The 25,643-nt window shown below is 55.1% G+C and carries 22 protein-coding genes; 10 read left to right on the top strand and 12 right to left on the bottom strand.

The annotated features are described in order from the left end of the window. Nucleotides 1–243: 243 nt before the first annotated feature. Both PGH32_RS17090 and PGH32_RS17085 read left to right on the top strand, forming a co-directional pair. Nucleotides 244–5,769, top strand: a complete 5,526-nt coding sequence (locus tag PGH32_RS17090; protein WP_337894655.1) for a glutamate synthase-related protein — start codon at nucleotides 244–246, stop codon at nucleotides 5,767–5,769. A gap of 106 nt (nucleotides 5,770–5,875) precedes the next feature. Continuing rightward, entirely contained in the window at nucleotides 5,876–7,633 is a 1,758-nt protein-coding gene (locus tag PGH32_RS17085; RefSeq protein ID WP_314424533.1) for a sulfite reductase subunit alpha, read from the top strand. Nucleotides 7,634–7,731: 98 nt separating this feature from the next. On the opposite strand, the gene sspB is transcribed toward PGH32_RS17085, so the two are convergent. From sspB to zapE, 5 genes are all read right to left on the bottom strand, one after another. Then, on the bottom strand, nucleotides 7,732–8,226 hold the full coding sequence (sspB, locus tag PGH32_RS17080; RefSeq protein ID WP_314424535.1) for a ClpXP protease specificity-enhancing factor: 495 nt from the start codon (nucleotides 8,224–8,226) through the stop codon (nucleotides 7,732–7,734). Nucleotides 8,227–8,231: 5 nt separating this feature from the next. Next, nucleotides 8,232–8,873 (bottom strand): stringent starvation protein SspA, encoded by a 642-nt coding sequence (gene sspA / locus PGH32_RS17075; RefSeq protein WP_123336064.1) that lies wholly within the window; start codon nucleotides 8,871–8,873, stop codon nucleotides 8,232–8,234. Between the two features lie 311 nt (nucleotides 8,874–9,184). Continuing rightward, complete coding sequence (rpsI, locus tag PGH32_RS17070; protein WP_056231096.1) at nucleotides 9,185–9,577, bottom strand: 30S ribosomal protein S9; 393 nt, start codon at nucleotides 9,575–9,577, stop codon at nucleotides 9,185–9,187. Nucleotides 9,578–9,592: 15 nt separating this feature from the next. Then, entirely contained in the window at nucleotides 9,593–10,021 is a 429-nt protein-coding gene (gene rplM, locus PGH32_RS17065) for a 50S ribosomal protein L13 (protein ID WP_105592908.1), read from the bottom strand. 242 nt (nucleotides 10,022–10,263) lie between these two features. Beyond that, nucleotides 10,264–11,391 carry a cell division protein ZapE gene (zapE, locus tag PGH32_RS17060; RefSeq protein WP_337894654.1) on the bottom strand — a complete coding sequence of 376 codons (1,128 nt, stop codon included), beginning with the start codon at nucleotides 11,389–11,391 and terminating at the stop codon, nucleotides 10,264–10,266. A 177-nt stretch (nucleotides 11,392–11,568) separates the two neighbouring features. Here zapE and zapG point away from each other — a divergent pair, with 177 nt between their 5' ends. The 3 genes from zapG (at nucleotide 11,569) to degS (ending at nucleotide 14,600) form a co-directional block, all read left to right on the top strand. Beyond that, complete coding sequence (gene zapG, locus PGH32_RS17055; RefSeq protein ID WP_105592906.1) at nucleotides 11,569–11,970, top strand: Z-ring associated protein ZapG; 402 nt, start codon at nucleotides 11,569–11,571, stop codon at nucleotides 11,968–11,970. A 119-nt stretch (nucleotides 11,971–12,089) separates the two neighbouring features. Beyond that, the gene (degQ, locus tag PGH32_RS17050; RefSeq protein ID WP_337894653.1) at nucleotides 12,090–13,463 is read left to right on the top strand and encodes a serine endoprotease DegQ; all 1,374 of its coding nucleotides are present in this window, start codon (nucleotides 12,090–12,092) and stop codon (nucleotides 13,461–13,463) included. An 81-nt stretch (nucleotides 13,464–13,544) separates the two neighbouring features. After that, a complete protein-coding gene (degS, locus tag PGH32_RS17045) occupies nucleotides 13,545–14,600 on the top strand; it encodes an outer membrane-stress sensor serine endopeptidase DegS (protein WP_314424548.1) in 1,056 nt (351 codons plus the stop codon). Nucleotides 14,601–14,652: 52 nt separating this feature from the next. On the opposite strand, the gene mdh is transcribed toward degS, so the two are convergent. Continuing rightward, nucleotides 14,653–15,588 carry a malate dehydrogenase gene (gene mdh / locus PGH32_RS17040; protein WP_314424549.1) on the bottom strand — a complete coding sequence of 312 codons (936 nt, stop codon included), beginning with the start codon at nucleotides 15,586–15,588 and terminating at the stop codon, nucleotides 14,653–14,655. A 450-nt stretch (nucleotides 15,589–16,038) separates the two neighbouring features. Between mdh and argR the strand changes: the two genes are divergently transcribed. The 4 genes from argR to PGH32_RS17020 all read left to right on the top strand — a co-directional run bounded on the left by argR (nucleotide 16,039) and on the right by PGH32_RS17020 (nucleotide 17,783). Further along, a complete protein-coding gene (gene argR, locus PGH32_RS17035; protein ID WP_314424551.1) occupies nucleotides 16,039–16,509 on the top strand; it encodes a transcriptional regulator ArgR in 471 nt (156 codons plus the stop codon). A gap of 450 nt (nucleotides 16,510–16,959) precedes the next feature. Next, nucleotides 16,960–17,223 carry a peroxide/acid stress response protein YhcN gene (gene yhcN / locus PGH32_RS17030; RefSeq protein WP_314424554.1) on the top strand — a complete coding sequence of 88 codons (264 nt, stop codon included), beginning with the start codon at nucleotides 16,960–16,962 and terminating at the stop codon, nucleotides 17,221–17,223. A gap of 113 nt (nucleotides 17,224–17,336) precedes the next feature. Then, on the top strand, nucleotides 17,337–17,606 hold the full coding sequence (gene yhcN, locus PGH32_RS17025; protein WP_314424556.1) for a peroxide/acid stress response protein YhcN: 270 nt from the start codon (nucleotides 17,337–17,339) through the stop codon (nucleotides 17,604–17,606). A 96-nt stretch (nucleotides 17,607–17,702) separates the two neighbouring features. Next, nucleotides 17,703–17,783, top strand: a complete 81-nt coding sequence (locus PGH32_RS17020; protein ID WP_337894868.1) for a YdgH/BhsA/McbA-like domain containing protein — start codon at nucleotides 17,703–17,705, stop codon at nucleotides 17,781–17,783. Between the two features lie 81 nt (nucleotides 17,784–17,864). Here the strand turns inward: PGH32_RS17020 and PGH32_RS17015 are convergent, their stop codons facing one another. From PGH32_RS17015 to aaeX, 5 genes are all read right to left on the bottom strand, one after another. Beyond that, a complete protein-coding gene (locus PGH32_RS17015; protein ID WP_314424558.1) occupies nucleotides 17,865–18,134 on the bottom strand; it encodes a barstar family protein in 270 nt (89 codons plus the stop codon). 50 nt (nucleotides 18,135–18,184) lie between these two features. After that, nucleotides 18,185–19,639 (bottom strand): NAD-dependent succinate-semialdehyde dehydrogenase, encoded by a 1,455-nt coding sequence (locus PGH32_RS17010; protein WP_337894652.1) that lies wholly within the window; start codon nucleotides 19,637–19,639, stop codon nucleotides 18,185–18,187. Nucleotides 19,640–19,771: 132 nt separating this feature from the next. After that, nucleotides 19,772–21,730, bottom strand: coding sequence for a p-hydroxybenzoic acid efflux pump subunit AaeB (gene aaeB / locus PGH32_RS17005; RefSeq protein ID WP_443112806.1), 1,959 nt, complete (start codon nucleotides 21,728–21,730; stop codon nucleotides 19,772–19,774). A gap of 13 nt (nucleotides 21,731–21,743) precedes the next feature. After that, nucleotides 21,744–22,676: a p-hydroxybenzoic acid efflux pump subunit AaeA gene (gene aaeA, locus PGH32_RS17000; RefSeq protein ID WP_337894651.1), complete on the bottom strand. Its 933-nt coding sequence runs from the start codon at nucleotides 22,674–22,676 to the stop codon at nucleotides 21,744–21,746. A gap of 7 nt (nucleotides 22,677–22,683) precedes the next feature. Beyond that, the gene (gene aaeX, locus PGH32_RS16995) at nucleotides 22,684–22,887 is read right to left on the bottom strand and encodes a p-hydroxybenzoic acid efflux pump operon protein AaeX (RefSeq protein WP_314424566.1); all 204 of its coding nucleotides are present in this window, start codon (nucleotides 22,885–22,887) and stop codon (nucleotides 22,684–22,686) included. A gap of 266 nt (nucleotides 22,888–23,153) precedes the next feature. Here aaeX and aaeR point away from each other — a divergent pair, with 266 nt between their 5' ends. Further along, nucleotides 23,154–24,071, top strand: coding sequence for an HTH-type transcriptional activator AaeR (gene aaeR, locus PGH32_RS16990; RefSeq protein ID WP_314424569.1), 918 nt, complete (start codon nucleotides 23,154–23,156; stop codon nucleotides 24,069–24,071). Nucleotides 24,072–24,152: 81 nt separating this feature from the next. Here the strand turns inward: aaeR and tldD are convergent, their stop codons facing one another. After that, entirely contained in the window at nucleotides 24,153–25,598 is a 1,446-nt protein-coding gene (tldD, locus tag PGH32_RS16985) for a metalloprotease TldD (RefSeq protein ID WP_337894650.1), read from the bottom strand. Nucleotides 25,599–25,643: the final 45 nt, after the last annotated feature.

Genomic DNA, 25,643 nt, shown 5'->3' with positions numbered 1-25,643 from the left:
GCATACATATGCAGTTAGACGACTCCCTCGTGATACCGGATATCTTCATTAAATGAGACCAGGAATCTAGAGAGTTTTTCATTCACGGACGATGTGCTTATGTCTCAGGATGAAATGCTCGGAGTCATGGTGTCCGCATTTTAGCGGCAAAGAAAATTGATACAGACCCTGAGGTGACCGCTCAGCTGCGTTCTGTGCCTGAACAATATAGGTAATGTACAAAAGAAGTTAAGGAGGCCCTCGATGTCTGACTCAAAACCTTATCCCTATGGCTTGTATGATCCAACAAAAGAGAGTGATAGCTGTGGCGTGGGTTTCATTACACGTAAGGACGGCGAGCAAACTCATGAGGTCCTCCAGATGGCACACAGTGCCCTGTGTACCGTTCCTCATCGCGGCGGCATGTCTGCTGAAGGCGTGGGCGATGGCGCGGGCGTTAACGTGGATATCTCCCTGCATTTCTTCCGCAAAATTACCGGCCAGCCGCTTGAGTCAGGTCGTTTTGGCGTAGGCAATTTCTTTGTGCCGAAAGACGGTGCGCTGCGTGCCAATGCGGAACGTCTGGTTGAAGAGACTCTCGCGACCTACGGTCTGTCGGTGATTTTAAAACGTGATATGCCGCTGGACACCGACGTACTGCGTCCGGCCGCCATTGTGTCACAGCTGCCTATCGCACAGTGGATCTTCGCGGTTCCCCAGGATATCGATAATCAAAACGATTTCGAAAAACGCATTTATCGTGCCCTGCTGGACATCGAAGCCCGTGCCTTTACCGAAAGTGAGTTTGGCGGCCTCTATCCGCTGTCGCTCTCTTCGCGCACCCAGGTGTTCAAGGCACGCCTGAACTCTAATGAAGTGATCCCTTACTTCAAAGATCTGACCGATCCCGATCATCGCGTTCGCGGTCTGTTCTTCCATACCCGTTTTTCAACCAACACCGATCCACACACGACGATGGCGCAGCCGTTCCGTCTGATGGCACACAACGGTGAGCTGAATACCGACCGTAAAAACCGCATTGCGGAATCCGCGCTGGCCTCCGCCCGCGGTAAGAAAATCGTGCGTCCAAAAGGTCAGTCGGACAGCTCGCGTCTGGACCAGAGCATCCACAGCCGTCTGATGGAAGATAATCTCGACCTGATTAATGCCGTGGTGTCGATGATGCCTCCGGCCTGGGAGAACGATGACTCTCTTTCCAACAACGTACGCGCCATGCTCGAATACTTCTCTCTTTATGAAGAGAAGAATGACGGCCCGGCAGCACTGATCTTTGGTAACGGTGAAATCATCGGTGCCCGCCTTGACCGTCTGGGCCTGCGTCCGCTGCGTTCGGTGGAAACCGCCGAATACATTGGTGCAATGTCCGAAGCCGGCCAGATCGCCTTCCCACCGGAAAGCGTACTGCGTCGCGGCCGTATCGAAGCGGGCGGCATGCTCTATTACGATCACAGTGAGAAACGCAGCTACACCACCGTAGAAGCGCTGGAAAAACTCGCTGCGGAGAAAGACTACCCGGCACTGGTTGCTGAGGCACGCATCACGCTGCAAGAGCTGCCGGTGATCCCGGCGGAGAAACAGGGTTCCCCGCTGCGCTACAGCGGCGATCTGAAAACCTATCAGCGCTTTGTGGCCTACTACTACAACCAGGAAAGCTTCAAGTTCATGATGGATCCGATGCTGAATACCGGGGCTGAAAAAATTTCAGCCATGGGTTACGGCAACGCGATCAACGCCTTATCCGATCATGAAGGCGGCATGGCGCACTACTTCTCCCAGCGCTTTGCACAGGTGACGAACCCGCCGTTAGACTCCATTCGTGAAGTTGACGGCATGACGCTGCGCGTGGCGCTCGGCGCCAAGCCACACCTGGGCCGCAGTAAAGGTCGTCAGATCATCGTGCCTACCCCGATCCTGACGCATCTGGATATGCTGCAGCTGCGCGAGCAGGATGTGGCACCGTATGCCCGTTTTGAAATGCTCTACGCACCGGTACTCGGCAGCGATGTTGCCAGCCGTCAGAAAAATGCCGACGCGCTTGAGCAGGCGATTGACGATCTTGCTCAGCAGGTGGTTGATTTTGCTCGTGAACAGGGAGGCATTGCGGTGCTGACCGACCGCCATATCTCCTCGACGCAGGCGGCGATGCCGATGCTGCTGGTGGTATCCGCCATCAATCAGCGCCTGGTGCAGGAAGGTCTGCGTCTTGACGTTTCTCTGGTGGTTGAAAGCGGCCAGAGTATTTCTTCGCACCACATTGCCGCTGCGCTGGGCTTTGGCGCTTCCGCCATCTATCCGCTCGGCGTGCAGATGCGTGCCGAAGAGAAATATGGTGAAGGCGAGGAAGGTAACAAGGCCTTCAAACGCTATGCCAAGGCTGCAGAAAAAGCCCTGATGAAAACCATGGGCAAAGTGGGTCTGTGTACGGTTGAAAGCTACAGCTGCGGTGAATTCTTCGAGCCAAACTTCCTGGATACCGAAGATCGCGTGCTGAAAAAATACTTCCCGAATATTAAAACGCCGGTGGGCGGCGCGGGCTTTGCGTCTATTGCGCAGATGGCCGTGGACTGGCACCAGAGCGCCCTGAAAATTCAGGGCGAGGCTGAAGTGCCGCTGCTGGGCCTGTTTAAAGAGCGTGCAGAAGGTGCCGGTCACTCCTACGGTACTATTGCCGTTCGTACCTTTATCGACATGACCGAGCAGCCTATCCGCTTCTCGGACAAGCAGCGTGACGAAGATCAGTTTATCCGCCTGCTGACGCTGGCCAAGCTGGATAATGCTTTCAATATCAAAGCGAAATCCTTTACTGACAGCAGCTTTGAGCGCATCCCTGACGACGTGATTAACGCCTTCACCATCACGCCGGATTACCGTCAGTTCTCCAGCCTGATGCACGAAGAGCGTAAACGCCGCCCGGCCGCGCTGCGCGATATCCTGGCCTTCCCGTGCGATCTGACCCACGTGGACAGCCTGGCTGAATTCAGCCGCAAGCTGGGTCGTTATTCGCTGGTGAACAACAGCTTCGCTGTACGCGGGCTGACCTGTGAAGCCGGAAGCGCTGGCCAGTTTACCCTGCGTCTGACCGATGCGATTGAAGGCCTCAAGCCGGAACACGAGCGTCTGCTGGTGCTGTCCACCGCGCTGAAAAACCGCTTCCTGGATGAAATTGAACACGCTGAGATCACCGCTGATGGCCTGCAGGTCACGGCTCAGGGCAAAGCGGCTGACTATCTGTCACGCATCTTCGCCACCCAGCCTTCCCTGCCGCTGAGCGAAGTGCAGCCGGCCTGCGAGATCACCCGCACGTTCGCCTCCGGTGCGATGAGCCACGGCGCGCTGGTTGCTCCGGCTCACGAAGCGGTCGCCCACGGCACCAACATGGTTGGCGGCATGAGCAACTGCGGTGAAGGCGGCGAACACTATTCGCGCCACGGCACCATCCGCGCATCACGTATCAAACAGCTGGCATCCGGTCGCTTCGGCGTGTGGGCGGCTTATCTGGCCGACCCGATGCTGGAAGAGCTGGAAATCAAAATCGGTCAGGGTGCAAAACCGGGTGAAGGCGGTCAGCTGCCTGCACCGAAAGTGACGGTTGAGATCGCCGCTGCTCGTGGCGGTACGCCGGGCGTGGAGCTGGTATCCCCTCCTCCGCACCACGATACCTACTCCATCGAGGATCTGGCCCAGCTGATCCACGACTGTAAGGCGGCGCGCGTGCGCGTCATCGTTAAACTGGTGTCCTCTGAAGGGATCGGCACGATTGCCGTCGGCGTGGCGAAAGCCGGTGCCGATGTGATCAACGTGGCAGGTAACACCGGCGGTACCGGTGCAGCATCGGTGACCAGTCTGAAATACACCGGTCGCGTTGCGGAAATCGGTATTGCCGAAGTGCATCAGGCGCTCTGCGCCAACGGCCTGCGTGAGAAGGTTCTGCTGCGCTGCTCCGGCGCACAGCAGACCGGCAGCGACGTCGTGAAGTCCGCGCTGCTCGGCGGCGACAGCTTTGAGTTCGGCACCACCGCGCTGATGATGCTGAAGTGCGTGATGGCGAAAAACTGTAACGTGAAATGCCCGGCCGGCCTGACGACCAATGCCGAAGCCTTTGATGGCGATCCTCGCCAGCTGGCACAGTATTTCATCAACGTTGCACATGAAGTCCGCGAGATGCTGGCCCGCCTGGGATTACGTTCGCTGCGTGAAGCGCGCGGACGTTCAGATCTCCTGCACCTGATGGATCACCCGCTGGAAGTGGGCAAACTCGACCTGCGTGCCATGCTCACCGTGGTGCCGGAAGTGAAAATCGCCAAACCGGTTTATCTGGAAAAAGATTTCGCCCTCGATAACGACTGGGTGGAGCTGCTGAATGATGCCCTGGTCGTTCAGGGAAGTACCGATATCCGTCTGGGCAACGGCATCACGCTCAACAACCGTAACAAGAGCGTGGGCGGCCAGCTGGCCATTGATATTGAACGTATGCTGAACCATACGCTCAGCGCTGACCAGCGAGAAAGCATCCCTGCCGCGCTGCTGGACGATCGCGGCCGTCGCTACCTGGCTCCGGGCACGGTGAATATCTTCACCTCCGGTTCTGCCGGTCAGTCTTACGGCGTATTCTGTAACGACGGTATGCAGCTGAAGCATTCCGGCACCTGTAACGACGGCGTCGGTAAAGGCCAGTGCGGCGGCGAGATCGTCGTTGTTTCACCTGGCGGCGGTTCTGAAGATGCAGAAGGCAACGTGCTGATCGGTAACTTCGCACTGTTCGGTGCCACCGGTGGCCGCCTGTTCGTACAGGGTCAGGCCGGCGACCGCTTCGCGGTACGTAACTCTGGCGCCACCGCCGTAGTAGAAGGCGTCGGTGATTTCTGCTGCGAATATATGACCAACGGTGCCGTTCTGAACCTCGGGACTTTCGGTAAAGGCTTCGGTAACGGGATGAGCGGCGGATTTGCTTATCAGTACGATCCGTACGGTTCTCTGGCCAGCCACGCTGCCGGTGATTCCGTACTGTTCGGCTCCATTGCCGAAGACAATGAAATGGCCCGCGTGCACAAACAGGCGGTGTTGACCATGCTGACCTGGCATCTGGAGGCAACGAACTCTCCTCGCGCCGCCTGGCTGCTGGATCACTGGGAAACCGAGTGCCAGAACTTTGTCTACGTGATGCCGCGTTCCCTGCTGCTTTATCAGGACAGCGCTGAGATCCTTAAGGCGAAAAGCCGCAAGGATCTGCTGGAGGAGCTGTCTACCGCTCTGGCCGGCCATCAGGTAGCGAAATTTAAAGCCGCCTGGCGCGAAGGCAAGCCGATCGCAAACGGTGCGGTACCGGCCTACGGTGCGACCGATACGCCGGAAATGCTGGTGCTGTTAAATAACTACACCGTGCTCAGCTCCGCCCAGCAGCTGGCGCTCTCCCGCCTGCCGAAAGGCACCGCGGTGGATGATGCCGCCGTTGAGAAAGCGGTACGTAACCTGCTGATGACGGAAGACTTTGCCCTGATCTCTAAGCTGCAGCGTCACGCTCGCGCAGCGATTGAGAATTATAACGACGAAGAGCTGTCCTGCCTGATTGCCGCCAAACGTATGGCGGACTACAAGGCAGCGCTGACTCAGCGTAACATCCGCTCAATGGATAGTCTGGCGACCTACGGCTGGATCATCTACCAGGATGCCAGCAACCGTCAGGTGCTGGGTGGATTGCCTGACTTTGAGGAACTGTTTGCCCGTGCCGCGCTGCCGGAGTTAGCCGCTGCGGTAGGTAAACTGGCCTGATAACAGCCTGAATCAACCCGCCTTAACCGGCGCTGGATCCCGCGGGATGCAGCGCCGGAATGCGGGTTACTGAACATGACGAAACGGGATTGAGTATAGATAACCCATGAAAATTCCTTATATTCCTGAAGATGCACCATTCAATGGTGAACAGAAATTCTGGCTGGCAGGCTTCCTCGCCGGGTTACATTCACGTCTGCTGGTGCTGGAAGACAAACCGCAGGCGGGAGCAAGCGCAGGTGGGGCAACCACGACCCAGCTGCATATCCTGTTCGGTTCCCAGACCGGTAACGCTGAAGCGTTAGCGCAGAGCGCCGCGAAAGCCGCGCGCGCCAAAGGTCTGGTGCCGGTGGTTCAGGGTCTGGGCGAAGTCGATATCGACGTTTTCGCCACCATGCGCCACGTACTGATTATTACCTCCACCTACGGTGAAGGTGAAATGCCGGATAACGCCGAGCTGTTCTGGCAGGCACTTTCAGCCAGCACCGCTCCGCGTATGGAACAGATGCACTTTGCTATTCTGGCCATCGGTGATACCGGCTACGACGGTTTCTGCCAGGCCGGTAAGTTCTTCGATATGCGTCTTGAGCAGCTGGGTGCGAAGCGCGTATTCGACCGCATTGACTGCGATATTGATTACGAAGATCCTGCCGGTGAGTGGATTGCTAACTCGATGCCGCAGTTCGCCGCCAGTGCAGGCAGCACCGGTGCAGCTCTGGAAAACCTGCCGGAAGCGCCGGTTATTCCAGGCAGTAACAAAAATAACCCGTATGCCGCCGCCCTGGTCACCAATAAGCGCCTGTCCGGCGAGGCATCCGGGAAGGATATTCGCCACTTTGAATTCGATCTGACCGACAGCGGCCTCAAATACGAAGCCGGTGATGCGCTCGGGGTGATCCCGGTCAACGATCCGGTGCTGGTCGATCTGCTGTTGACGCAGCTCAAGTCCGATTATCAGAGCCCGGTTCCCGGCTTTGATCGTAGCCTGGGCGACCTGCTGACCTATCAGTTCGAAATCTCCGAGCCTTCACGCAAGCTGATTGAGTGGATTGGTCAGAACACCACTAACCAGGAGCTGCGCCACGTGTTGCAGCACGACGATAAAGATGCGCTGGGCGTCTGGCTGTGGGGTAAAGATACCCTCGATCTGCTGCAGCTGGATCTGACCCGCACGCTGACGACCGCCGAGTTCGTTACGCTGCTGCGCCCGCTGCAGCACCGCGCTTACTCCATCTCGTCCAGCTCGAAGGCGCACCCAAATCAGGTCCACCTGACCATCGCTTCAGTGCGCTATCACAGTGCGGGACGCGCGCGTAACGGCGTTTGCTCCACCTATCTGGCAGAGCGCGTGGGTCGCGGCGGCAAGCCGGCGATCTTTATTTCGCCTAACAAAGCTTTCCGCGTTCCGTCAAACGGCAACGCGCCGCTGATCATGATTGGCCCGGGCACCGGTATTGCCCCTTTCCGCGCCTTCCTGCAGGAGCGTCAGGCCACCGGTGCCAGCGGTAAGAACTGGCTGTTCTTCGGCGATCAGCACCAGGAACACGACTATATTTACCAGGATGAGCTGAGCGGCTGGCAGGAAAGCGGTCTGTTGACCCGTCTGGATCTGGCGTTTTCACGCGATCAGTCTAAAAAGATTTACGTGCAGAATCGGATGCTGGAACAGGGCGCTGAACTGTTTGCCTGGCTGCAGGAAGGCGCTTACTTCTACGTGTGTGGCGATGCATCACGTATGGCGAAAGACGTTGATAAAGCGCTGTATGAAATCGTTTCTCAGTTTGGCGGCATGTCTGCCGAGCGCGCAGCTGACTACATCGATCAGTTGAAGAAAGAGAAGCGCTACCTGCGCGACGTGTACTAATCCTGTCCGGGATGCGGGCCTGCCCGCATCCACGATGGAAATTCAGTCATAAAAAAACGGGCCAGTTGGCCCGTTTTTCTGTGCTGCTTAACCGTGACTTACTTGACGACGCGGAGCGCCGGACGGCCACCGCGCGGCGGCGGTTCGTCGTCAGGCGTGTGGTCGTCGCTCTCGTCATCAGGACGATCGCCATCGATCACCGACATCAGGGTTTCCGGCGCTTCATCCTGTCCGGCTGAAGCATCAAATTCCCCGGCGCCTTCGTAGGCAGGTTCCGGCTCGAACATCGTTCCGGCCCCATTCTCACGGGCATAAATCGCCAGTACCGCTGCCATCGGCACATTGACCTGCCGCGGTACGCCACCGAAGCGAGCATTAAAACTCACTTCATCGTTGCCCAGCTCCAGGTTCCCCACGGCGCGCGGTGCGATATTCAGCACAATCTGGCCATCACGCGCATATTCCAGTGGAACCATCACTCCCGGCAAATTAATGTCGACCACCAGGTGCGGGGTGAGCTGATTCTCAAGCAGCCACTCATAGAAAGCGCGCAACAGATAAGGACGACGTGCGGTAAGTTGCGACATTTCCATCGTAATCAGCCCCGCGTTTGCAGGCGCATTTCACGCTCGGCTTCGGTCAGAGAAGCGAGGAATGAGTCACGCTCGAAGACGCGAGTCATGTAACCCTTCAACTCTTTTGAACCTGCACCGTTCAGCTCAATGCCCATCTGCGGCAGACGCCACAGCAGCGGAGCCAGATAGCAGTCCACCAGGCTGAATTCTTCGCTCATAAAGAACGGCGTGCGGGAGAACAGTGGGGCAATCGCCAGCAGCTCTTCACGCAGCTGTTTGCGGGCCGCGTCTGCTTCCTGCGCCGTGCCGTTCTCAACTTTACGCATCAGGCTGTACCAGTCCTGCTCAACGCGATGCATCATCAGACGACTTTCACCACGCGCAACCGGATACACCGGCATCAGTGGAGGATGCGGGAAACGCTCATCCAGATACTCCATGATGATACGAGATTCATACAACGTCAGCTCACGATCAACGAGTGTTGGCACGGTACGGTACGGGTTGAGGTCGATCAGATCCTGGGGCAGATTATCCGTTTCAACCTGCTCAATCTCGACGCTAACACCTTTCTCAGCCAGTACGATACGAACCTGATGGCTAAAAATGTCAGTCGGACCAGAAAACAGCGTCATTACCGAACGTTTGTTGGCAGCGACAGCCATGTAAACCTCCAAGTTTATCCAGAAAATTACTGCGAATAGCCATCCACGCGGCGACTCGTTATTGCCATTAGCCCGATGATTGAACGCTCCAGACTCAGCGGGAGCTACACGTCATTGTTGACTGGCCAATGGGCACAAAGTGACACACAGTTTACCAGATTTTAGCCAGCTTGTGCGGGGACGAATACCGATTTACGAGGGAAAAGTGATAAAGCAAGATTACTTTCGCGCTTTTTGCACCAGTAGAAAATAAAAAACCCGGCGCCAGGCACCGGGTTTTTCGATAATTGACTCTGCCGAAGCAGAATAAATTAACGTTTGGAGAACTGTGGACGACGACGTGCTTTACGCAGACCGACTTTCTTACGTTCAACCTGACGAGCATCACGAGTAACGAAGCCTGCTTTACGCAGTTCGCCACGCAGAGACTCATCGAACTCCATCAGAGCGCGGGTGATACCGTGACGGATCGCACCAGCCTGACCAGAGATACCACCACCTTTAACGGTGATGTACAGATCGAATTTACCAACCATGTCCAGCAGTTCCAGCGGCTGACGAACTACCATGCGGGCAGTTTCACGACCGAAGTACTGTTCCAGAGAACGCTGGTTGATTACGATGTTACCACTGCCCGGCTTGATAAATACGCGAGCGGTAGAGCTTTTGCGGCGACCAGTGCCGTAGTTTTGATTCTCAGCCATTGCCTGTAATCCCGATTAAATGTCAAGAACTTGCGGTTGCTGTGCCGCATGGTTGTGCTCGTTGCCCGCGTAAACTTTCAGTTTACGGTACATAGCACGACCCAGCGGGCCCTTTGGCAGCATGCCTTTAACCGCGATTTCAATCACACGCTCAGGACGGCGAGCAATCATCTCTTCGAAGGTCGCTTGCTTGATACCACCGATGTGGCCGGTGTGATGGTAATACACTTTATCGGTACGCTTGTTACCAGTTACGGCAACTTTCTCAGCGTTCAGAACGATAATGTAATCACCAGTATCTACGTGCGGAGTGTATTCCGCTTTGTGCTTACCGCGCAGACGACGAGCAAGTTCAGTCGCTAAACGACCTAAAGTTTTGCCTGTTGCGTCAACAACATACCAGTCACGTTGGACGGTTTCTGGTTTAGCTGTAAAAGTTTTCATCTAAAAGCTTACCCAAATTAAGTTACACGTTGGTGAAATCCCAAACGCTTGAATAAACGGTTGGAGCTCACACGACCATCTTGACCAGCAAGCCCACCCCTTCGGATAGAGTTACTGGAACACAAAGAGTTTTGGGAAAAAAACCTTTGTTGTAACGTGGGGTCGCAAGATTATAGAGAAGTCGCCCATAAAAATCGAACACTTTCTGCGATAAAATTGCCGTTCCGCCAGGTCTTTTTTGCTCAGGGCAAATGCGGCAGCCGCAGGTACTCTTCACTCTGCATTTCCTGCAGGCGGGAAACACAGCGCTGATACTCAAACTTCAGCCGCGTGCCCTGATAAATCTCGTACAGTGACGTTTCCGCCGAGACCACCAGCTTCACGTGACGCTCGTAAAACTCATCTACCAGCGCCAGAAAACGCCGGGCCTGATCTTCGGTTTTGTAAATCATCACCGGCACATCATACAGCAATACGCTGTGAAAACGGCGAGATAGCTCAATATAGTCGTGTTGGCTTCGCCCTTCGCCACACAGCGTGAGGAAACTCATTGCCAGCACGCCTTCCGCCATGCCGAGGGTAGGCAGCTGCCGGTGGTTAATATCCAGCGGTTCATGCGCTTCCCGGGGCTTACCGGCCAGCGCAACAAACATCCGCTCCATCTCTTTTGACGTGGACTCGCCCAACGGCGTCATCCACAAATGAGCGGAAGTGAGCGTACGCAGGCGGTAATCAATGCCGGCGTCGACGTTCATGATGTCGCAATGCTGCTTGATCATCTCGATAGCCGGAAGGAAACGTGCACGTTGCAAACCGTTACGATAGAGATCGTCCGGCGGAATGTTTGAGGTAGCCACCAGCGTAATACCGCGGCTGAACAGCGCCTCCATCAGCGTGCCCAGCAGCATCGCATCGGTAATATCTGAGACAAAAAACTCATCAAAGCACAGCAAATCCGTTTCTGCCTTGAAGCGATCGGCGACGGTTTGCAGCGGATCGCTTTTTCCCTGCAGCTCGGTCAGCTCTTCATGAACGCGCAGCATAAAGCGGTGAAAATGCAGGCGTTGCTTGCGCTCACCAGGAATTGCCTGAAAAAACATGTCCATCAGCCAGGTTTTTCCACGGCCAACTCCGCCCCACATATACAGGCCACGCGCCGGGGGCTGAGTCTCAGTTTTTCCTTTGCCCAACAGCTTATTTAATTTGCCAAAAAGACCGCCGCTGCTCTGAACCGGAGCCGCACGTGAACCGCTTAGCGCCTGCCATATACCGTCAAGCTGGGTGATTGCTGCGCGCTGTACTTCATCAGGCTGATACTCGCCGTTTCCCAGCGCCTGCTCATAGAGCGCCAGAGGGGACATCTTTTGCATAATTTAGTCACATTCCCTGAAAAAATGGCCGTGCCGGGGGGTTGATCGTCGAAAAAAAAGTCGTTCTACACTAAGCGAAGCAGCCACAGGATTCCACTTCCATAACATTAGCGGTTATAGTGGCTAACAGTGAATGGAAAGACCCTACGGAACAACGAAGACAAAACGGGAGTTATTATGACCTGGGAATACGCGCTTATTGGGTTAGTTGTTGGGATTATTATCGGCGCGGTTGCAATGCGTTTTGGCAACAAGAAACTGCGTGAGCAGCGCTCGCTGCAGTATGAACTGGAAAAAAGTAAGGCCGAGCTGGCGGAATACCGCGAAGAGCTGACCAACCATTTTGCCCACAGCGCCGAGCTGCTGGACAATATGGCCCGCGATTATCGTCAGCTGTACCAGCATATGGCAAAAGGGTCTAACGACCTGCTGCCTAACCTGCCGGGAGAGAAAAATCCCTTTGCTTATCAGCTAACTGAATCAGAAGCCGATAACGATCAGGCACCGGTACAGATGCCACGAGACTACCCGGACAGCGCATCCGGCCTGCTGCGCGGTGAACGCCCCGCAGGAAAATAAGCCATTCTTATGGGGTGCTGGCACCCCATTTCGTTGCAAATATCGCTGTCAGTTACACCTCAGAGCCTGCATGTGCAGGATATCCATATCACTTCTCCGGTAGCGAGAGCGTCGTAGCGATGAAAAAAAAGTCATTTCTGTTAAGCGCATTAGCATTCAGCCTCGGCCTTAACCTGGCTCTGGTTGCCCCTTCAGCCCAGGCATCACTGCCTGCGCAAGTCGAGGGACAACCGCTGCCCAGCCTGGCCCCTATGCTGGAAAAAGTGTTACCTGCCGTGGTCAGCGTTTATGTTGAAGGAACGCAAAAGCAGGATCAGCAGATCCCTGAACAGTTGAAACGCTTTCTGGGACAGGACGGCGAGCAGGATGACGGACCGAAGCAACCTTTCGAGGGCCTGGCTTCCGGTGTCGTCATCGATGCGGCTAAGGGCTACGTGCTGACCAACTATCATGTGGTGAACGGCGCAGACAAGATTAAAGTACAGCTCAGCGACGGCCGTGAATTTGACGCCAAACTGATTGGCGACGATGAGCAGACCGACGTGGCGCTAATCCAGCTGAACGGGGCGACAAAGCTGACTCAGGTCGCGATAGCGGATTCGGACCAGCTGAAAGTCGGCGACTTTACCGTTGCTATCGGCAACCCGTTTGGCCTGGGCCAGACGGCGACTTCCGGTATCGTTTCCGCTTTGGGCCGCAGCGGCCTGAATCTTGAAGGGCTGGAAAACTTTATCCAGACCGATGCCGCCATAAACCGCGGCAACTCCGGCGGAGCGCTGGTTAACCTCAACGGTGAGCTGATTGGCCTGAATACGGCGATTCTCTCCTCGGCGGGCGGCAATATCGGCATCGGCTTCGCCATACCGAGCAATATGGCTATGGATCTCGCCCAGCAGCTGATCAAATTTGGTGAAGTCAAACGCGGCCAGCTCGGTATTAAAGGCACGGAAATGACCGCTGATATGGCCAAAGCGTTTAACGTTGACGTGCAGCGCGGAGCCTTTGTAAATGAAGTGCTGGCCGGGTCGGCAGCGGCTAAAGCGGGCATTAAAGCCGGTGATATTATCACCAGCGTGGACGGCAAACCGGTAAATAACTTTGCCGAACTGCGGGTGAAAATCGGCACCACGCCACCGGGACAGGAAGTGAAGGTGGGTCTGCTGCATGAAGGAAAACCGGTCACCGTCAGCGTTAAGCTGGACAACAGCACCCAGAGTGCCGTGAGTGCGGCACAGCTGGCACCGGCTCTACTGGGATCAACGCTCAGCGACGGTGCGGCGGCGGATGGTACGAAAGGCGTCAAGGTGGATAACGTTGAGAAGGGTACCCCCGCGGCGCTCTCTGGCCTGCAGAAAGATGATGTGATTGTCGGCCTGAACCGCACCCCGGTCCAGAATCTGGCAGAACTGAGCAAGCTGCTGGAAGGCAAGCCACCGCTGCTGGCGCTGAATATCATTCGCGGCAGCGACAGTATCTATTTACTGCTTCAGTAGCCCACCGTGCGGGCACAGGCTACTGTGCCCGCGCAACTCATGCTATCCTGCCCGTAGTTCATTCATTCACCGCTTAAAACCATGTTTCCTAAACTGTTACGTTCCGTGATATTCGGCCTGATTGTGGCTGGAATTCTTCTGCTAGCCGTACCGGGCCTCAGGTTCGGCGGCGATCTGCTGTCCCAGCCAGGCGGCAACGCCGACCAGGAACCGGTCAGCTATAACGATGCCGTCCGGCGCGCTGCGCCTGCGGTGGTTTACGTTTATAACCGCAGCGCCAGCAATTCCTCTGATGTGCTGGGCTCCGGGGTCATTATGGATCCCCGCGGCTATATTCTGACCAACAAGCACGTTATCAATGATGCGAATCAGATTATCGTTCGCCTGCAGGACGGGCGTTATTTTGAAGCCATGCTGGTAGGTTCTGATTCGCTGACCGACCTCGCCGTACTGAAGATCACCGCCTCCAATTTGCCGGTCATCCCTATCAATCCGAAACGCGTTGCCCATATTGGCGATCTGGTGATGGCCATTGGCAACCCGTATAACATCGGTCAGACGGTCACCCAGGGGATTATCGGTGCGACCGGCCGCGTAGGGCTGAGCCCCTCGCGACATCAGGATTTCCTGCAGACAGATGCCTCGATTAACCGCGGTAACTCCGGTGGCGCACTGATTAATTCACTGGGTGAACTGATGGGGATCAACACGCTCTCCTTTGATAAGAGCAGCGATGGCGAAACGCCGGAGGGACTGGGTTTTGCGATCCCTACACGGCTGGCTACCAAGATTATGGATAAGCTGATCCGTGACGGACGGGTGATCCGCGGCTATATCGGTATTACCGGTGAAGAGATCCCACGCTTTACCGGCCAGAACACCACGCTGGAACACCCGCAGGGCATTGTGATAACCGGAATGAATCCGACCGGACCGGCACAGATCGCCGGTCTGCAGATCCATGATGTGATTACACGCGTGAACAACGCCCCTGCCGTCTCCGCAATGGAAACTATGGATCAGGTTGCGGAGATCCGTCCCGGGACGGTGATCGAGGTTGAGATCCTGCGTAATGATAAGAAGATGACGCTGCCGGTTACGGTGCTGGAATACCCTGAAGAGAATAAGAGCCAGTAGCGGGTTACGCCAGGCTGCATCGCCCCGTCGGCCGACGGGGCGACATGCGGACTTACTTAATAAAATCTTCGCCGAGGGCGATGTCTTTTTTCAGCGTATCCAGCATATGATCCAGAGACTGCTGTTCGAACGCACTCAGCTTGCCGATTGGCCGACGTTCAACAATACCATTTTTACCCAGCAGCAGCGGCTGTGAGAAGAAGCGTGCATATTCGCCGTTGCCTTCAACATAGGCGCATTCCACGACATCGCTTTCCCCTTTCAGAGCGCGTACCAGCGACAGCCCGAAGCGTGCGGCTGCCTGCCCCATAGAGAGCGTTGCAGACCCGCCACCGGCTTTCGCCTCAACCACTTCGGTGCCGGCATTCTGAATGCGCTTCGTCAGATCGGCCGCTTCCTGCTCGGTAAAGCTGACGCCTTCAATCTGCGACAGCAGAGGGAGGATGGTGACGCCTGAGTGGCCGCCCACGACAGGGACATTCAGTTCCTGCGGCTGCTTGCCCTTCAGCTCAGCAACAAAAGTGTTGGCGCGGATAATATCCAGCGTGGTCACGCCGAACAGTTTGTTTTTGTCATACACGCCGGCTTTTTTCAGCACTTCAGCCGCGATGGCCACCGTGGTATTAACCGGGTTAGTGATAATGCCAATCAGCGCTTTTGGCGAGGTCGCAGCGACCTGCTCAATCAGGTTGCGCACAATACCCGCATTGACGTTAAACAGGTCGGAACGGTCCATACCCGGTTTACGCGCCACGCCGGCGGAAATCAGTACCACATCAGCACCCTGCAAAGCCGGGGTCGCATCTTCACCACTGAAGCCTTCAATTTTGACCGCGGTAGGGATATGGCTAAGGTCTACCGCAACACCCGGGGTAACGGGGGCGATATCATAGAGAGAGAGTTCTGAACCAGCCGGAAGCTGGGTTTTCAGTAGGAGGGCCAGAGCCTGACCGATACCACCCGCTGCACCGAGAACTGCAACTTTCATCCTAAACTCCTTATTATTTTGAGCATGTTATGCCGGGAAATCCATCTGCTTACGACCTTAGACGACCTGCGGAATAATGACGATAGCGGGTTTACTGTTTTGCGTGCTTACGCACTAAAAAGCAGCAAATGCTGAAGATATGCCCGCATTACATCCTGTTATCGCTGGTCGCCAGTCGTTGCAACATGCAGACATCGTGATCCGGCGTACCTTACACCTATAGCACTTATCCGAACAACATCAATTTTATAACAAATTGTTCACTTATTGTGCAGAATGGTACAGCCGAGTTAGATTTCTTTTCAGTACCATAATTTGTTAGACTTCGGTCCGGTCGCGGTGCGGCACCTCACATCACAATTCCCGTTTGCATAAAAATTCATTTAATTGCATAATAATGTACTATCCCGCTTAGGGATCCCCTATTCACTCCCTTTTTATCGGTAACCTATGCGTAACCCATCAAAGCAAGAAGAACTGATCAAGGCATTTAAAGCCTTACTGAAAGAAGAAAAATTCAGCTCGCAGGGCGAAATCGTCGGTGCTTTGCAGGAAGAAGGCTTCGAGAATATCAATCAGTCCAAGGTCTCGCGGATGCTGACCAAGTTTGGTGCGGTGCGTACCCGCAACGCGAAAATGGAGATGGTGTACTGCCTGCCGGCCGAGCTGGGTGTCCCAACCACCACCAGCCCGTTAAAAAATCTGGTACTGGATGTCGATTTTAATGATGCACTGGTGGTGATCCATACCAGCCCGGGAGCCGCACAGTTAATCGCCCGCCTTCTTGACTCACTGGGTAAAGCAGAAGGTATCCTTGGTACTATCGCCGGTGATGACACTATCTTTATCACCCCTGCTCGCGCGTTTACCGTCAAACAGCTGCATGACGCGATTCTGGTCCTGTTCGAACAGGAGCTTTAAAAGCCAGGGTTATAAGCGATGGCTATCCGTTGCCACTGGTTAACCCCGCACTAACACCTTTGGCAGAGAAATTTGTCAGGTTTAACCCGGGTTAGCGGCTAAGCCATGACGGCCAGCCGGCCCCACAACAGCAGATATGACTGGCCTTCCGCATAAAAACAGGGGCCAGACATCGCGATATTTATTTCACCCATGTGATCCCCCGCAAATAACCGCACAAATAGTTAAAGTCTCGCAGGTTGATGTTTTTGCGAAAATTTAACAATCTCCGAGCAATGTATAAGCATTTATTATAACTACTGGTTATAAAAACCGCACACAATAGCCATAAATCCCAGAAAAATATTATTAGCGTGCTATTAATATTTCCCGTTATCAGATCTATACTTATTTTCGTGATGAACATCACACCAAATAAAAAGATAAAAATTGTTGACGAGGAATCAAATCATGAACGTTAAAACCACTATTGCTGCTGTAAGCGTACTATCCGCTCTGTCATTTGGCTCTTTTGCCGCAGAATCCGTTAACGCCACCCAGGCGCAGAATCTGCAGTCAATCGGTGTCGTTAGCGTGAGCGGCATTGCCGGTTCGCCGATGGATATCCGCCAGGCGCTGGATAGCAAAGCGACGGAGAAAGGTGCCAGTGCATACCGTGTTATCGAGAGCTATCAAAACGGTAACTGGCATGCTACCGCTGAGATCTACAAATAATAACGATTTTAAAAGTTATTCAGTTTCAACACTCTCTGTACGGTAACCCCAAGAATAACAAACGTTTTTTAGCCCTTTCGGTTACTGAAAAAAAATTATCTGGAGTCCATATCATGAAAACTACATTTACTATCGCTGCTTTAGGTCTTGCTTCTGTTCTCTCATTCGGTGCCGGTGCTGCCCAGCTGGTCACTAACGATCAGGTTGCTCAGCAGAATCTGCAGTCTGTCGGTACCATCAGCGTGAGCGGTATTGATGCTGCACCCAGTGATATTCGTCAGCAGCTGTCCGATAAAGCCGACCAGCAGGGCGCAACCTCTTATCGCGTGATCGAAGCGCATAACGATGGCAACTACCACGCTACGGCAGAACTGTATAAATAAGTACCTGTACCGGATGCACGGCATCCGGTGGTGATATCGACGACCTGGTCATGATGCTGTAGCTCGTAGGCTGTTGATTGTAAACATAAAGACGATGTGCAGGGTGCCAGCGCTTACCGCGTAGTTGAATCGCGCAGTCAGGACAGCTGGCACGTGACCGCAGAAATCTACAAGTAATTCCTCGTCGATGGCTATCATTTGGTAGCCCACTATGACGAACCCTTTGGCTCCGTTCGCCGGGGCCCTTTTTGATGGATGCTATCTGACATTGAAGTGGAGCTGGCCTTCAAGCTCCTCTTCCGCTTCATCAAACAGCAGGATCAGCGCACCATAGCGACGCTTCTGCCCACTTCCTAAATGAATAAACTCAATTTCCAGCGGCAACGGTACCTTCACCGCGATCAGCACATCCCATAAACTGTCGAGATCGGTAATTCCGTGCGGCTCAAGAGCGAAACGCTCGCTGAACTGGCGATAAAAATGTGCCCGGTCGACAATCACGTTAAAGTCAAAAATCTCTTTTCTCATTAAGGCTGCTCCGCTGAAATACTGCAGGGCGACGCTCGCCGCCCGTCGGGTTACAGTCCGCCGATATGCAGGGCTTTTACCTCAAGGAACTCCTCCAGGCCAAGCACCGACCCTTCACGCCCCAGACCTGACTCTTTTACGCCGCCAAAGGGAGCCAGCTCCGTCGATACTGCACATTCATTGATGCCTACCATACCGCTTTCCAGCGCCGCCGAGACGCGAAATACCCGCTGCAGATTCTGCGTATAGAAGTAAGCAGCCAGACCAAACTCGGTGTCGTTGGCGCGACGAACCACCTCTTCCTCATCATCAAAGCGGAAACAGGCAGCCACCGGGCCAAAGGTTTCTTCTTTTGCCAGTTTCATCGTTTCACTGGCATCGGCAATCACCGTCGGTTGCCAAAAATTCCCCCCCAGCGCATGCCGGGCACCACCGACCACGATGCGTCCTCCTTTTGCCACGGCGTCGTTAACGTGTTCCTCCACCTTTTTCAACGCGGAGGCTTCTATCAGCGGCCCGACAATCACGCCCTCTTCTGCACCGTTACCGACCTTAAGCTTCTTCACTTCTTCAGCCAGCTGATTTACAAAGCGGTCGTAAATACTGTTGTGAATATAGAACCGATTGACGCTGACGCAAACCTGGCCGGCGTTGCGGAATTTATTCGCTATCGCCCCTTTCACCGCCGCATCAATATCCGCATCCTCAAAAACGATATAGGGCGCATTGCCTCCCAGCTCCATCGACACTTTTTTCATTGTTTCTGCCGCGTTACGCATCAGCAACTTGCCGACCTGGGTCGAACCGGTGAACGAAATTTTTCTGACTTCTTTACTGGCCATAATGGCATCACTGATAGCTGCGGTATCGCCGGCTACCGCGTTGAGCACACCATCAGGCACGCCGGCTTTTTTCGCCAAAGCCAGCAGTGCAAAGGCTGAGAGCGGAGTGTTGTTGGCCGGCTTAATAATCCCGGTGCAACCCGCAGCCAGCGCCGGGCCAAGCTTACGAGTCAGCATGGCCATCGGGAAATTCCAGGGGGTGATCGCCGCCACCACGCCAATCGGTTCACGAGTGGCCAGGATACGCGTTCCGGGTCGGGCGGGAGGAATAACTTCTCCGTTGGCTCGTTTCGCCTGCTCGGCAAACCACTGAATAAAGCTGGCGGCATACAGCACTTCGCCTTCAGCTTCTTTGAGGGGTTTGCCCTGCTCGGCGGTCATCAGCTGTGCCAGCCAGGTTTTATGCTCCAGCATGAGCTGATACCAGCGATAAAGAATTTCCGATCGCTGGCTGGCCGTTTTGGCGCGCCAGGCCGGGAAAGCGGCCGCCGCTGCCGCTATCGCCTGCTCGGTTTCCGTCTTGCCGGCTTTAGCAACGTCAGCAATCGTTTCACCGTTCGCGGGATTGACTACCTTAAACGTACTGCCGGTTTGCAGCCACTTTCCCGCAGCCAGATAACCGGTCTGAAACAGTTCATTGTCCTTAAAGGGTGAGATCGTCATGATTCCTCCTGTTTATTTGCCGTTATAAAAACCAGTATAGATGGCAAACCCAGGCCGTTTTGTGACGGAGTGGCATCGGCAGGCGGAAAAGTGCAGGCGATATGCCGGTAGCCTGCGCTACCGGCGACGGGATTAAATCTGGATCAGGGTGTTCTGATACTTTTTCAGCATCAGCGCCAGCCGCGAAACCGGCTCGGTAACGCTAATCGGTGCCTCATAAAGCGCCAGTTTTTGCTGGTAAATATCGAATTCGGCCAGCAGGCGTGTGAAGTAGTGACGGCGCTTCGCATCGCTGCTTGCCGAAATAACCCGATCGGCGGTATGACGCAGCTGTTTATGGAAAGCAGACAGATCGTCATTAATCGGGATATCCGCATCACGCAGCCTTTGATGACCAATAATCAGCGTCAGCGCCAGGCGGAATTTATCCACATCACCGGGGAAGATATTCAGCAGCATAAAGAGCTGCTGATACAGCGCGGGTAGATGGTTCTCCCGCCGCCTGGCCGTGTTAGTGGTCATGGCAGAAACCGCCGCATACATAAAGCGGTTGAGCAGCGTGCGGCCAATTCGCGCCTTCGAGCTGTCGCGGATCAGGAGGATCACCAGCAGCGCCACAAAACAGCCAATCGCCTGCCCCAGCGCACCGTCAAGGAAGGTGCTGACGTGGAAGGTCATTGGGTTATCCAGCGTCAGGATATTAATTGTTCCCACCAGCGCACCCAGCGTACCAATCTGACGCCGTTGAATGAAGATGCCGGCCACGAACGCCATCACGCCGAGGGCAATACACAGCAGCAGCATACTTTGCTGCGTAGCCGGCATAATTACCATGTAATACAGTGCGCCCAGCGGGACGGCGAACAGCATGCCGTACAGGAAATCCTTGGCCATCATCAGGGGGTTGGGCATACGCATAGCCAGCGCGGTGATCACCGCCAGCATAATCATCGCCCCGCTGCCCGAGGCCCAGCCGGTCCACAGCCAGAATATTGAACCGACCGCCGTCGCGACAAACGTACGAATACCGTTGATCAGTGCGTGGCGGCTTTCAGCCGAGCGCATTCTGACTACCGGTTCGGCGTTCAGCACCTCTTCTTCGATCCGGCTGATGCTGCTGTTAGTCTGTATTCCCTTGAGCAGCAGCAGGTAACGGCTGGCCGCCCCAACCCAGCTGCGAATGGTCGCGGGCGTATTTTTGCTGCCGCTGACGGTAATAATCCGGCGCATGATTTTCATTCGCCTGTGGATATCCACCGTACTTTCAACCGGCTTTTCAAACAGCAACAAAAACTGGGGCGGCACGTATTCCGGGCGGGAATTCTGGATCAGGAAGGTTTCGCAGGCCTGGGTAATCAGCGTTAGCGACAGCGTGTTCAGCACCGCCATACGGCGCTCAACCTTCGGCCATCCCCCCGATTCCATCATCAGCAGTGAACGCATTCCTTTGAGCGCGGTAGTGCGGCGCACCAGCCCAGCCCAGGTTTTATCCACTTCATCTTTGTCGGCATGAGCAACACAAAGCTGCATCAGCCTGTAATGCTCCAGCAGCAATGCATCGGCTTCGCGGTCGATATCCTGCTTAATGGAACGGGGGGAAAACAGCATGTCGGCCAGAATAGCACAGACAATACCTATGATGATTTCACTGCATCGCTCCACGGCAAACTGCGGTGCCAGCAGCAGGGATCCGCTTGAATCAACGCTGACCACGATAATCAGCGCGGTGTAACCCGCCAGACCCAGCGCATACGAGTTTTCCAGCTTGATGAGCGAGGAGAGCCAGACGCAGACGCCCGCCCACAGGCAGCACAGCAGCAGCATAAGCAGCGGCGCGCGGATGGTGGCGATCATGATGGTCAGTGCGGCAATACAGCCGATGAAGGTCCCGACAATACGCAGCATGCCGCGATAGCGCAGCGCACCGGAGAAGGGATCGCCCCCCGCTGCAAAGGCCGTACCGCCTGCAACAATGGCGGCGGTCATCACCGACCAGCGCGGGGTTTCAAGATTGAATTCAAAGCCAACAAACAGTGCCAGAATAATGGCGAAGGTCAGCTTGATGGGGAAGCGCAGACGATACCACTGCATCATTTACGCCACCTTAGCCAAACTCGCGCAGGCGATGCATCAGTTTCATCAGCGGAGAGATGTCTTTTTCCTGGCGATCCTGCGCGCCGGTGACCACAACGGTCGCCGTGGTCCCTGACGGGAACAGGTTGCCCGGCTGTTTATCCAGACGAATGCGGACCGGTACGCGCTGCGCCAGACGGACCCATTCCAGATTCGAATCCACGGTCGCCATGCCTTTACTGTCAACGGTACTGCTGCTGTTGGTCACCCCGGCGGCCACGCTGTCAACCGATCCGAGAATAACCTGATTACTGCCGAGCGGCGTGATCTCAACCCGATAGCCTGGGCGGATACCGTCAAGCTTGGTTTCTTCAAGATAGGCCAGCACATAGAACGAATTCTGTTTGACCAGGGCTACCGACGTCGACCCCCGGGTAATGAACTCACCGGTGTAAACGTTCAGGTTGGTTATCCATCCGGCAGACGGGGCCTTCACCACGGTACGTTCCAGATCCAGCTTCGCGAGATCGCGCGTGGCGACCGACTTCGCCAGCTGGTGTTCGGTGGTCTGATAATCATTATTGGCCTGATCGATGGCTTCACGCGACATCGCAGACACCCCTAACTGATTGCGGCGTGAGGCTTCGCGGCGTTTCTCGCCGAGCAGTGCCTGATAGTAGGCAACATCGGCTTCGGCTTCTTCCAGCGCCTTCTCGTAGCGTGGCCGATCGATAACAAACAGGACCTGGCCCTGTTCAACCAGCTGGTTATCACGTACGCGCACATCGGTAATCAGGCCACTGACATCGGGCGCAATCGCGACCACATCAGCGGTAAACTTAGCATCGCGGGTCCACGGGGATTCGGTGTAAAACACCCAAACGCGGAAAATCAGAACCACCGCTATCACCACTAAAATCAGGGTAATGGCGAAACGGGAAATTTTTCTTATTAGTGCTTTCACGATGACCTCAGACGAACATGCGGGATACAAGATAGAACAGACAGCAGTACAAAGCTGTGTTAAACAGCGCCGGGTGCCAGACGCTGTCATACAGTCCGGTCGGCATAAGCAGGCGGCGAACCAGCCAGAACAGCATCAGTGACACAACGATTTCAAAGAAAATAGGCGGAAAAGAAAGCCCAAAAACGACGATAACAGGAAGTACACTCATCTCTTATCCTTGTAAAAACGGTACCGGAATCTGAAGACGCATAACGCTCTCCCACCTGTTTCAGGGCAGTTTAAAGTTCAGGCTGATGATGGCCACGAAATCGGGCCCGGATCACAACCGATACTCACAAAATAGTAGCTTATAAAGTGAGCTTTAAAATAGGGAGTAGGACTTCAGGACGGTAGTCCGGCGCTGCTATAGTAACGCGCTTGACTATAAGTTTTCTACCAAATGTGATCTAAATCACTTTTAAGCCAGGGTTAATAATGGAAAGACTCAAAGGCATGTCCGTTTTCGCCAAAGTGGTGGAGTTAGGTTCGTTTACCGCCGCGGCGCAGCAGCTACAGCTCAGCGTCTCGGCGGTCAGCCAGATAGTCGCCCGGCTGGAGGACGAGCTGCAGGTGAAATTGCTCAACCGCAGCACGCGAAGCATCGGACTGACCGAAGCAGGCAAGATCTATTTTCAGGGCTGCCGGAGAATGCTGTCCGAAGTCCAGCAGGTACATGAACAGCTGTGGGCATTTAACAATACGCCGATCGGTACGCTGCGCATCGGCAGCTCTTCCACCATGTCGCAAAACCTGCTCGCCCCGATGACGGTCGAGATGCTGAAGGAGTATCCCGGTCTGACCATTAATCTGGTCACCGGTATTCCGGCCCCCGACCTGATAGCCGATGGCCTGGATCTGGTCCTGCGCGTGGGCGCGCTTCAGGACTCCGGCCTGTTTTCACGGCGCCTGGGATCGATGCCGATGGTAGTCTGTGCGGCAAAAAGCTATCTGGCCCAGCACGGCACGCCGGAAAACCCCTCTGATATCAGTAACTTTTCATGGCTTGAATACAGCGTGCGTACGGATAATGATTTTGAACTGACGTCACCGGAAGGCAAGTCAGTACGCTTATCCCCGCAGGGGCGTTTTGCCACTAATGATGCCCAAACGTTAATCCGCTGGCTGAAGGCCGGAACCGGGATCGCCTATGTACCGCTGATGTGGGTGATTGAAGAGATTAACGCAGGTGAGGTAGAGATCCTGTTTACCCACTATCACTCGATGCCACGCCCGGTCTATGCGCTCTATACGCAAAAAGACAAGCTGCCGCTCAAGGTTCAGGTGTGTATTAACTACCTTATCAGTTATTTCGATAAGGTAGATGAGATCTACCGGGAATTCCGCAAGGTTTAACGATGAAGTAAAAAAAACGGGCGGTCGCTGATGCGATCGCCCGATTCAGAACGGAGGCGGTAAAAACGATCCCGCCGCGGGTTAAGCGGTGCCACCCACCGTCAGTTTATCCAGTTTCAGCGTTGGCTGGCCGACGCCAACCGGCAGGCTCTGCCCTTCTTTACCGCATACGCCAACACCTTTATCCAGCGCCAGATCGTTGCCGACCATCGAAATCTGCTGCATCGCCTCGATACCTGAACCGATCAGGGTTGCCCCCTTCACCGGCTTAGTCACTTTGCCGTTCTCGATCAGATAGGCTTCCGAAGTTGAGAAGACGAACTTACCGGAGGTGATATCAACCTGACCGCCGCCGAAGTTCGGTGCGTACAGGCCATATTCAACGCTGGCAATAATGTCTGCCGGGGTGGATTTGCCGGCCAGCATATAGGTGTTGGTCATGCGCGGCATCGGCAGGTGCGCATAGGATTCGCGGCGACCGTTGCCGGTTGGCTTAACGCCCATCAGGCGCGCGTTAAGCTTATCCTGCATGTAACCTTTAAGAATACCGTTTTCAATCAGCACGTTGTACTGACCAGGCACGCCTTCATCATCAACGGCCAGTGAACCGCGCAGTCCTTCAATGGTACCATCATCCACCACGGTGCACAGTTCAGAAGCTACCCGTTCACCCATCTGGCCGCTGAAGACCGAGGTGCCACGGCGGTTGAAGTCGCCTTCCAGACCGTGACCAACCGCTTCATGCAGCAGCACGCCGGGCCAGCCGGCACCCAGCACGACCGGAACGGATCCCGCCGGAGCCGCCACGGCGTTAAGATTCACCAATGCCATGCGGACCGCTTCACGCGCCCAGGCATCAGCACGAACTTCGCCCTCTTCATTGGCCAGGAAGAACTCATAGCCGTAACGGCCGCCGCCGCCGCTGGAGCCGCGTTCGCGCTTGCCGTTATCCTCAACCTGTACGCTCACGGACAGACGAACCAGCGGACGGACATCCGCCGCCAGCGTCCCGTCAGTGGCCGCCACCAGCACCAGCTCATAGACCCCGCTGAGGCTGGCAGAGACTTCCTGCACGCGCTTATCGGCGGCGCGTGCCGCGCTGTCTACGCGATGCAGAAGAGCGATTTTTTCTTCACGGGTCAGGCTTTGCAGGGGGTCAAGTGTCGGGTACAGCGGACGGTGCAGCACCGCGCCCAGGGTGTGGGACTGGCCGTTACCCTGCTCACGGACGATGCTCCTGGCCGCCGTCGCACTCTGATGCAGTGCATTCAGGGTGATCTGATCGGCGTAGGCAAAACCGGTTTTCTCGCCGCTTACGGCGCGTACGCCCACGCCCTGATCGATATTATAAGAACCATCTTTGATGATGCGGTCTTCCAACACCCAGGATTCATGATAGCTGGACTGGAAATAGAGGTCGGCATAATCCAGCTTACGCTCGGAGAGCTGGCCGAGAATGGCAAACAGATCGTTATGACTAATGTTATTGGCAGCCAGTAGCTGCTCACTCACCAGATTCAGACTCATGAATTCTCACTCAGTATGGATGAGCCAGCTGCGACTGGCCCTCAA

Origin of the sequence: Erwinia sp. SLM-02, assembly GCF_037450285.1 — a bacterium.
Taxonomy (GTDB): domain Bacteria; phylum Pseudomonadota; class Gammaproteobacteria; order Enterobacterales; family Enterobacteriaceae; genus Erwinia.
This window is presented reverse-complemented; position numbering and strand designations above follow the sequence as displayed.

Bases quoted from the DNA above. Each gene is read 5' to 3' on its own strand.
- PGH32_RS17090 (WP_337894655.1), top strand. From the start codon at position 244: ATGTCTGACTCAAAACCTTATCCCTATGGCTTGTATGATCCAACAAAA.
- PGH32_RS17085 (WP_314424533.1), top strand. From the start codon at position 5,876: ATGAAAATTCCTTATATTCCTGAAGATGCACCATTCAATGGTGAACAG.
- sspB (WP_314424535.1), bottom strand. From the start codon at position 8,226: ATGGAAATGTCGCAACTTACCGCACGTCGTCCTTATCTGTTGCGCGCT.
- sspA (WP_123336064.1), bottom strand. From the start codon at position 8,873: ATGGCTGTCGCTGCCAACAAACGTTCGGTAATGACGCTGTTTTCTGGT.
- rpsI (WP_056231096.1), bottom strand. From the start codon at position 9,577: ATGGCTGAGAATCAAAACTACGGCACTGGTCGCCGCAAAAGCTCTACC.
- rplM (WP_105592908.1), bottom strand. From the start codon at position 10,021: ATGAAAACTTTTACAGCTAAACCAGAAACCGTCCAACGTGACTGGTAT.
- zapE (WP_337894654.1), bottom strand. From the start codon at position 11,391: ATGCAAAAGATGTCCCCTCTGGCGCTCTATGAGCAGGCGCTGGGAAAC.
- zapG (WP_105592906.1), top strand. From the start codon at position 11,569: ATGACCTGGGAATACGCGCTTATTGGGTTAGTTGTTGGGATTATTATC.
- degQ (WP_337894653.1), top strand. From the start codon at position 12,090: ATGAAAAAAAAGTCATTTCTGTTAAGCGCATTAGCATTCAGCCTCGGC.
- degS (WP_314424548.1), top strand. From the start codon at position 13,545: ATGTTTCCTAAACTGTTACGTTCCGTGATATTCGGCCTGATTGTGGCT.
- mdh (WP_314424549.1), bottom strand. From the start codon at position 15,588: ATGAAAGTTGCAGTTCTCGGTGCAGCGGGTGGTATCGGTCAGGCTCTG.
- argR (WP_314424551.1), top strand. From the start codon at position 16,039: ATGCGTAACCCATCAAAGCAAGAAGAACTGATCAAGGCATTTAAAGCC.
- yhcN (WP_314424554.1), top strand. From the start codon at position 16,960: ATGAACGTTAAAACCACTATTGCTGCTGTAAGCGTACTATCCGCTCTG.
- yhcN (WP_314424556.1), top strand. From the start codon at position 17,337: ATGAAAACTACATTTACTATCGCTGCTTTAGGTCTTGCTTCTGTTCTC.
- PGH32_RS17015 (WP_314424558.1), bottom strand. From the start codon at position 18,134: ATGAGAAAAGAGATTTTTGACTTTAACGTGATTGTCGACCGGGCACAT.
- PGH32_RS17010 (WP_337894652.1), bottom strand. From the start codon at position 19,639: ATGACGATCTCACCCTTTAAGGACAATGAACTGTTTCAGACCGGTTAT.
- aaeB (WP_443112806.1), bottom strand. From the start codon at position 21,730: ATGCAGTGGTATCGTCTGCGCTTCCCCATCAAGCTGACCTTCGCCATT.
- aaeX (WP_314424566.1), bottom strand. From the start codon at position 22,887: ATGAGTGTACTTCCTGTTATCGTCGTTTTTGGGCTTTCTTTTCCGCCT.
- aaeR (WP_314424569.1), top strand. From the start codon at position 23,154: ATGGAAAGACTCAAAGGCATGTCCGTTTTCGCCAAAGTGGTGGAGTTA.
- tldD (WP_337894650.1), bottom strand. From the start codon at position 25,598: ATGAGTCTGAATCTGGTGAGTGAGCAGCTACTGGCTGCCAATAACATT.